The 3,736-nt window shown below is 64.4% G+C and carries 4 protein-coding genes; all 4 read right to left on the minus strand.

The window, feature by feature from the left end; all coding sequences use genetic code 11:
• Positions 1-1,356 (minus strand): sigma-54 dependent transcriptional regulator (locus tag VJ307_11170; protein HJX74697.1); only part of this gene is annotated, 1,356 nt, incomplete at its 3' end.
• Positions 1,353-2,120, minus strand: coding sequence for an ATP-binding protein (locus VJ307_11175; protein ID HJX74698.1), 768 nt, complete (start codon positions 2,118-2,120; stop codon positions 1,353-1,355). The genes VJ307_11175 and VJ307_11170, both read right to left, overlap by 4 nt.
• 506 nt (positions 2,121-2,626) lie before the next feature.
• Positions 2,627-3,289 carry a hypothetical protein gene (locus VJ307_11180; GenBank protein HJX74699.1) on the minus strand — a complete coding sequence of 221 codons (663 nt, stop codon included), beginning with the start codon at positions 3,287-3,289 and terminating at the stop codon, positions 2,627-2,629.
• A 106-nt stretch (positions 3,290-3,395) separates the two neighbouring features.
• On the minus strand, positions 3,396-3,736 hold a 341-nt coding region (locus VJ307_11185), incomplete at its 5' end, for a hypothetical protein (protein HJX74700.1).

Consider the following 3,736-nt stretch of genomic DNA (forward strand, 5'->3'; position numbering starts at 1 on the left):
CTGGAGGGTTCGCAGCCCGATCCCGAGCCTCTTCGCCGCCTGCGTCTTGTTCCCGTCCGTCTTCAGCAGGGCGGCCACGATGGCCTCGCGCTCGATCTCCTCGAGCGTTCGGGCCGAAGGAAGGGGAATCGGTCCGGACGGGGAGGGAGGAAGGATGTTGTCGAGAATCTCCGGGGTGAGGTCCCCCCACTCGATCGTATCGCCCTTGGCAACGAGCGAGGCGGTCTCCATGGCGTTTCGCAACTCCCGGACGTTTCCGGGCCACCGGTACGCGAGAAGAGCGATGCGCGCGCCGGCCGACAGCCTCTTGGGGGAGACGCGGTTCTCGGTCGCGATCTCGGAAAGGAATTGTCCGGCAAGTTTCGGGATATCCTCGCGACGTTCCCTCAAAAGGGGCACCGTGATGTTGAACACGTTCAGCCGATAGAACAGGTCCTCCCGGAAGGTCTTCTCTGCGACTTTCGCCTTGAGGTCCTGGTTGGTCGCGGCGATGATCCGGAGGTCCACGCGGATCACCTCCGATCCCCCGACCCGGATGATCTCCTTCTGTTCGATCGCCCGCAACAACTTGACCTGCAGCGAGAGGGACATCTCGCCCACCTCGTCGAGGAACAGGGTCCCCCCCTTCGCGATCTCCATCATCCCCTGCCGAGTGGCGACGGCGCCCGTGAACGCACCCTTCTCGTGGCCGAAGAGCTCCGATTCCAGCAGACTTTCGGCGATCGCCGCGCAGTTGATCGGCAGCAAGGGCATCTCCCACCGTGGGCTTTGGTCGTGGATCGCCCGGGCCACAAGCTCCTTCCCCGTGCCGCTCTCCCCCAGGATGAGAACGTTCATCCGGGTCTGGGCGACCATGTGGATTTTCCGGATCACCTCCTTCATCTTCCTCGAATCGGCGATGATCCTTCCCACGCCCTGTTTCCGGTCCCTCTCCTCCCGCAGGCGCCGGATCTGCCTGTCCTTTTTCTCGAGTTCCACATTCTTGCTGCGCTCCTTGGACGCCTTGAAGACGGCGGCCCGCAATTGCGGGATCCCCACCGGCTTGAGGAGGTAGTCGGACGCTCCCGCCCGGATCGCCTCCACCGCGCTTTCCACGGTGCCGAATGCGGTCACGACGACGACCGGGATGCCCGGGTTCTCCCGTACCACGCGCCGGACCACTTCCAGCCCCGTGATGCCGGGCATCTTCAGATCGGTCAGCACGACATCCCCCCCCCCGGAAGCAAGAGCCTTCATCCCCTCCTTCGGGTCGGTGAAGGGGTGGACCTCAAACCCGTCCCGCCGCAGCGCCGTGGCGATGCTGGAAAGGCTGTCCGGGTCGTCGTCGAATACGAGGATCTTCGCCTTCTCTTTCACCGGACCTTCTCCGGAAGCGGCCTTCCGGCCGCCCGCTGCCGCATTCTCGCCTTGGACTGTTCCTCCGGGGGGAGGGAAATCGTCACCGTCGTGCCGCGCCCCTCCCGGCTCCGGATGCCGATCTTTCCGCCGTGCTCGCGCACGATTTTCCGAACGATGGGAAGCCCCAGCCCGGTGCCGTTTTTCCTCGTGGAAAAGAAGAGTTGGAAGATCTGCTTCCGTTCCGCCCGCGGGATGCCCCGGCCGTTGTCGGCAACGCGCACGAACGGTTGTCCCCGCTCCGCCCCGGTCGTCACCCGGATGACCTTCCGTTCCTTGTCCATCGCCTCCTCGGCGTTCAGAAGGACGTTGAGGAGCACCTGCCGCAACTGCTTATCATCGGCGAAGAGAGGGAGCGGCTCCGGGTGGAAGGCGGTGACAAGCTCGATCCCCCGCCGCGAGAAATCGACCTCGAGGAACCGGAGGGTGTCGGCGACGACCCGGTTCAGGTCCGCCACCACGAGCTCCATCGCGTTCGGCCGGGCGAACCGCAGGAACTCGGAGAGGATGTCGTTCAGCCGCTGGGTGACCTTCATGTTGGAGCGCGCCAGGGAGAGAAGCTCCTCTTTGCGGTCCGTGGCCCCCTCCGGCAGCGCGGCGAGTATCTCCTCGAGGATCTGGCTGTTGATGTAGAGGGAATTCAGCGGATTGCGGATCTCGTGGGCCAGGCCCGACGCGACCGCACCGAGATCGGCTAACCGTTTCCTCGTTCCCGTGGCAGGCACGAGAAGATTCTACAACAATTTCCGTCGATTCCGCGACACGCATCGCGGCCCGCAACCCGCTTCGACTGCTCCCTCCTGCGTGCGGCCTGTCGTGAAGGCACGTTGCCTCGGCTCCGCATCCTCGGAGGGGCGCCCCGTATCGGCTTCGCCTCCGGGCAGGTTGCCCGCGGCGGAAGGACCCTGGCTCGCGGGGGCTTCCGCATCCGCTACGCTCGCGACCTCCGCCCGCTCGCTGCCGGTTCCGCTCAACCCAATTTTTTCCTTTCGGCGGGACACTCCTCAACTGGGGGGGACACTCCTCAACGTACAACTCGATATAGGAATGTCCCCCCTTGGAATGTCCCCCCGTTTCGCGGAACCCCCCGCATCGCCAAGGGGCCCCGGAGAGCGGCGACGCTGATTTCAGGCGCTAACCGGACGGACCGTGCGCCGCGGCGTTGAGCCGTTGGTTGCCGGTCTTCCCCCCATTCCACGTTCTTCCCCGGGGGCCGGACGGGCCCCGGATCTCAATCATATTCTACGGTCAAACGGGGTGAGGTCATTGTGACCTGCGGCAGATCCTCGATCCCCACCAGTCCTCCGGCGCCCGGCACGAGATCGAGCAGGAACCGGATCTGGAAGTCGAGAAGGCCCCGTCGCTGCGCCTCCGCCATGAGCGGAGTGACATCGATGAGAACGTAATTCCCCTGGTCGCTAGAGAAAAGATCCAGGGACCGCGACGCAAAACTGCCATTCGGGAAGGTAAGGGGAGCGGAGTCGAAATCCTCCTCGCGCAGGCCGTTGATCGGATAGACCACCAATTCGATCAACGTGGGAACCGTGGAAGCGAAGGCTACATCGTTGATGAACACCTCGATCGTGGCCGCCCGGATGCGGGCGTTCGCGGGCACCACGTCCCCTCCGGTGGATCCGTCGAGGGGGAAATCCAGGAACGCTCGGTATTCCTTGAGATTAGGATCCAGGTCGTCGAAGCCGAAGAACAGGGTTCCCGGCCCGTTGGCGATGGTGAAGGTCTGCAGGACAGGGTCGAATGCGATATCCCCGTCGGCCGGCTTGTCGCTTACGATCTGCGCGACGAAGATGGTCCGGGAGTCCCCTCCCCCTCCCCCGCACCCGGAAAGGGAGAGCAGAAGGATCGCCGCCACACCGAAATAAAGCAGTCTTCTCATGGGTCCCTCCCTGCGGTTTTCCATTGGACGCCTCCTGCGCATGAGATATTCACGACGTGGGTTTCGTTTCTTCCCCGCACGGGGGGGAGGAAATGCGCCGCCTCGGTTACCATCGGTATCGCACCGAAAGGACCGGGACAAGGCTCCGGTCCCAAGGCGCTCCCCCGGCACGGTTCCCCTCCCCGTCCACGATCTGCGCCAACCCTCCCGTCCCGACGACCCTCAACTGGAAGAACCGGAGGAAGGGATCGTTTGCGTCGGACTGCAACTCGGGGACGACGGATGCCGTGACCCCCTGCACTCCCGCCGAGGGAACCAGCCGCACGCCGGACAGGAGACTTCCCACCGGGGTCCCCGTCGCGGAAAAAGCCGCGAAGGAAAGCGTCTCCCCGTATTGGACATGGTCGAGGAAAAGGACCATGTCCGGGCTGCCGGTCAACAGGTGCA

Source organism: Candidatus Deferrimicrobiaceae bacterium, from assembly GCA_035256765.1.
Taxonomy (GTDB): Bacteria; Desulfobacterota; Deferrimicrobia; order Deferrimicrobiales; family Deferrimicrobiaceae; genus CSP1-8.